The organism is Mesorhizobium sp. M7A.F.Ca.AU.002.02.1.1, assembly GCF_003998535.1.
Lineage (GTDB): Bacteria > Pseudomonadota > Alphaproteobacteria > Rhizobiales > Rhizobiaceae > Mesorhizobium > Mesorhizobium ciceri.
Genome location: NZ_RZPB01000863.1, coordinates 1 through 2305 on the forward strand (window position 1 = coordinate 1; position 2305 = coordinate 2305).

Annotated in this window: 2 protein-coding genes and 1 pseudogene; 1 reads left to right on the top strand and 2 read right to left on the bottom strand. The window is 62.4% G+C overall.

The window, feature by feature from the left end; translation table 11 throughout:
* Positions 1–914 (bottom strand): MFS transporter (locus EN879_RS32475; RefSeq protein ID WP_164774721.1); only part of this gene is annotated, 914 nt, incomplete at its 3' end.
* Positions 915–974: 60 nt separating this feature from the next.
* Positions 975–1964 carry an AraC family transcriptional regulator gene (locus EN879_RS32480; protein ID WP_063170228.1) on the bottom strand — a complete coding sequence of 330 codons (990 nt, stop codon included), beginning with the start codon at positions 1962–1964 and terminating at the stop codon, positions 975–977.
* 160 nt (positions 1965–2124) lie between these two features.
* Here EN879_RS32480 and EN879_RS32485 point away from each other — a divergent pair.
* Positions 2125–2305, top strand: a pseudogene (locus tag EN879_RS32485) (potassium transporter); the annotation flags it as partial.

The following is a 2305-nucleotide window of genomic DNA, read 5'->3' on the forward strand; positions in this document are numbered from 1 at the left end:
AGGGCCGCAACCGCCATCAACGCCGCGGTGACTGCGAGGGCCATGTGGATGTTGGTGTCGGCCATGCGGCCGCCGGCAACATTACCGATCACGGCAGCGACGCCAAACCCGAGCAGAGCCAAGGCAATCGGTCCGGTTGTAAGGAGTGTCACCTGTTCGAGGAAGGGACGCACATAGACCGAGCCGGCAAAATGCCCCGTCATCAGCAAAAGGATAGCCAGCATCCCGAGTTGGATGCCGCGCCGCCGGGTCAGCCGAAATACATCTGCAAGGCTGTTGCTTGCCGTTGCGGGCAAGGTCGGCAGGCTGAGAAACTGCAGCAGCATGGCAAGCGCGGCCAGCCCCGCCGTCATGGCCATGGCACTGCGCCACCCTATCCAGTCACTGATCAACGCGCCCATCGACGGTGCGGCAATGGTTGCGAGCGAGACGCCCAGGGTGACGATCGCCATGCCCCGACCTGTCGCGCTGGCGCCAACCAGCCTCGCCACAACGGCGACCGAAAGTGCCCAGAAAGCGCTGAGAGCGATGCCCAGCCCGGCGCGGCCCAACAGCAACAGCCAGAAATCGGTCGCCAGCGCCGCCAGGACATTGGAACCGACCGCAAGAGCACTGAGACCAACCAGCACCGCCTTGCGGTTCAAGCGGCCGATGAGAACATTGCTCAACATGGCCGTCACGGCGCCGACGGAAGCGGTGGCGGTGACTACCTGTCCGGCCGTCCCCTCGCTGATGCCGAGATCGCGTGCCATTGGCGTCAGCAGACCTGCGGGCAGGAATTCGGCCGACACCAAGGCAAAGCTGGTGGCCGCCAATGAAATGACCGCGAACCAGGTGGCTGCGCTCCACGCGGCTGGTGCATCGGCATCAAGGCCAGTCGCGGCGTCTTCAAGCTGTAATGTTGTGTCAGTCACGGAAAGATCTCCAAAGTTTGGAGGTCTTAAATAGGCGAGTCCGCTCGGATGATATGTATCTTAGAATCCGAAATTCATATCCATTCGTCCGGGAATTGTGCGACGCACAACGCCCGGCGAGACATTGGTGATGCGCTTGAACGCGCGCGCGAAGGATGCCTCCGAATCATAGCCCAAACGGGTAGCGACTTCGGCAACCGACAAGCCGTTTTGGCCCAGCAATTCGCGGGCAAGCTGCATGCGCAGGCGGGCGAGATAGTGTGCGGCACCCTCCCCCAATACCGCACTGAAACGCTCGGCGAAAATCGAGCGCGATTGGCCTGCCACGCCGGCCAGGCTTCCCAGCGTCCAGTTGTGGCCGGGGTCGCGGTGCATGGCCGCCAAAGCGCGGCCTATATGGGGGTCGCGGATGGCTGCGAGCCAACCGGTGGTCGAGGCTCCATTGCAATTGACCCAGCAGCGTATGAGCCGGGCCGTCAGCAAGTCGGCCATACGCGACAGAATCGTGGCGCTGCCCATCTGCGGCTGCGAGGCCTCCACCGTCATGGCCGCCAGCAAAGGACCGACGACCGGGTCATTGCCGGCCACGTCGCAACCCTTGATGACAGGCGGCATCAACGTGATCAATGGGTTGAGCGCATAGGAGTCCAAGGCCATGGAGCCGCAGAAAAGGGTGCTCGTCGCGCCCGTTCCTTGCCGTACCACTTCGCAGACGTTGCCCCCCAACTTGATCACCTGGCAACCTTCGAGCGAGCCCCCTGCAACGTCCGGCGCGCTCGCCAGCCGATGGGCGATGCCTTGCGGCAGCAGCACCAGATCGCCATCGCGCAGCTCCTGCCAACCTTGCGATTCAGTATGAATCCAGCATGGGCCCTGGCCGACAAAGTGAAACCGAAGCAGCTGTTGTTGCGGAAAGTCTATGCTCCATGGGTGCCGGAGTTCGCAGCGGCCATAGTTGACACCACTCAAGCGAAAGTCTTGCAGAACTTCGCTGAGCGCATCCATCGGGATATGTGGCGGCGAGGACGGCCGGGACGAATGGTCAAACATATACGCAATATAGATGCCGAACGTCCGGCAGGCAAGCGGGGACCGTTGTTCCACCAGGTCAATCACTGCAACGGCACCCTACCCTTTCCGGCAGATTTCTCGCCTTGCCTCCCGCTCCAACTGCATGCAAGGAGTGCTGCAAGACACAGGGACAAGAGGCATGGCGGCGGAAGCATCGGGCAGTGATCTGGTTCAGGTGGTGGCGCTGCTTGCTGCCGGTGTCGTCGCCGTTCCCATCTTCAAGCGCATGGGCCTCGGCTCGATCCTCGGCTATCTGGCTGCCGGCGTGGTGATCGGCCCGTTCGGCCTCGGCGTCTTTTCCGAATCGGAAGCCATTCTTC

Bases quoted from the DNA above. Each gene is read 5' to 3' on its own strand.
- EN879_RS32480 (WP_063170228.1), bottom strand. From the start codon at position 1,964: ATGTTTGACCATTCGTCCCGGCCGTCCTCGCCGCCACATATCCCGATG.